This is a genomic window from Pseudomonas sp. VI4.1 (assembly GCF_002029345.1).
In the GTDB taxonomy this organism is placed as follows: domain Bacteria; phylum Pseudomonadota; class Gammaproteobacteria; order Pseudomonadales; family Pseudomonadaceae; genus Aquipseudomonas.
Genome location: NZ_MULM01000011.1, coordinates 1 through 1,663 on the forward strand (window position 1 = coordinate 1; position 1,663 = coordinate 1,663).

2 protein-coding genes are annotated in these 1,663 nt (G+C 62.6%); both read right to left on the reverse strand.

The genetic code is table 11. The features are described 5' to 3' along the window. Positions 1–4: 4 nt before the first annotated feature. Positions 5–643 (reverse strand): c-type cytochrome, encoded by a 639-nt coding sequence (locus BZ163_RS00070; RefSeq protein WP_128869320.1) that lies wholly within the window; start codon positions 641–643, stop codon positions 5–7. A 10-nt stretch (positions 644–653) separates the two neighbouring features. Next, positions 654–1,663: molybdopterin-dependent oxidoreductase (locus BZ163_RS00075; RefSeq protein ID WP_128869321.1), on the reverse strand; the 1,010-nt coding region annotated here is incomplete at its 5' end.

The window sequence follows — 1,663 nt, forward strand, 5'->3', positions numbered from 1 at the left end:
GGGCTTACTGGTGCAGAATGAACGTCGCCAGGGTTTGCAGATCTTGCGGGCTTAACTGCGCGAACGGCGGCATGGGGATCTCCCCCCATTTACCGCTACTACCGTGCTGGATGCTGGACGTTAACGTGGCCAGTGCCTGCGGATCGCTCCCGTACTTGGCCGCGACATCGTGATAGGCCGGGCCTACAACCTTGTGATCGATCGCGTGGCAGGACAGGCAACCGTTGCCCTGGAGCAAGGCCATGGCGTCGACTGTTGCTGCAGGCGCGGCCGGGGGCTGGCCCGCCGACGGGTTCGACGCCGCCTGCACCTCGGCATCGCTCGCCTGGGCACTGCCGTAGGTCACCGCCAGGTAGGCACCGATAATCTTCACCTCCTGATCGCTGATCGGCGCCCCGTACACGTGCTGCATCTTGCCCGCTTCACCCGTCCACTGCGCCAGGGTCAAGCCGGGTGGCTGGAAGCTGATGTAATCGGCCGAATGGCAGGTGGAACATTTCTGCTGGGCCAACGCATAGCCCGGCAGCGCACTGGGCTTGAACGCCGCCGTTTCAGGCGGCAAGGTGATCGACAGGGGCGCGGCGCTGGCCATGCCAGCCAGACACAACTGAGCCGCGCACAGCAAGGTGGTCATGGGTTTCATGCGGGCCTCCTCAGGCGACGGTGACGTGGCTGGTTTCGACGACGTGGCGGCGGTAGCCACCGGGGTTCCAGTCGGCTCGCAGCGGTTGCGTCTCGCCCGCACGGTTGCTGGCGCGCACCATCAACACAGTGGCGCCCTTGCGGTGAAAGGTGATCGGCAGCGTCCACTCGCGGAAGGAGAAACGGCCCAGATCCTGCCCAAGCCTGGCTTCGCGCCAGTTTTTTCCGCCGTCGATCGAGACCTCCACTTTGTTAACGCCAGCACCGCCGTCGAACGCAATGCCCTTGAGCTCCACGCTTTTGTTCAACGGCAACACAGCGCCGTGTTTGACGCTGGTGATGAAACTGCGTACCGGCAATTTGGCAATCGGCAGGGTTTGCGCCGCCGTGGTGCCAGGGGCGATGCAAAAACAGTCGTTGTCCGGCACGCGATAACCTTTAGCCATGAAAAAACCCTCGTAGGTGTGGTCGACGACTTCGATCTCACTCAGGTGCTTGACCCAGTACGTGCCGAAATAACCGGGCACCACCAGGCGTATCGGGTAACCGTTGAGGAATGGCAGATCAGTACCGTTCATTGACCAGGCGATCATGGGCTCGCCGTCCATGGCATGGCTGATGTCCAGGGCCTTGATGAACTCCGGCGTGCTCGGCAGCACCGGCTTGTCGAGCCCGCGGAATGTCACTTGCCGGGCATCATTTTTCACACCGGCTTTTTCCAGTACCGTCTTGAGCGACACCCCCACCCAGCGGGCATTGCCCATTGAACCATGGCCCAACTGCGCACCGAAGACCCGCGGCATCGAGAAGCCCCGGCTGTTCCCCGAACACTGGTTGACGGCCACCACTGCTATCGGTTCGGCGAGGGCCTTGAGTTCGGCAAGGGACAGCGACAGCGGCGTGTCGACCGCGCCCTTGATCGTCAGGCGGTAGCTGTCCGGATCGATGCTGGTGGGGAAATTGGCCAGGTGGTAACGCACGAAAAAGGCGTCGTTGGGCGTGATCGGCCCATCGTTGAAGA

What these genes read in the sequence shown, in the direction of transcription:
- BZ163_RS00070 (WP_128869320.1), bottom strand. Translation starts at nt 643, where the DNA reads ATGAAACCCATGACCACCTTGCTGTGCGCGGCTCAGTTGTGTCTGGCT.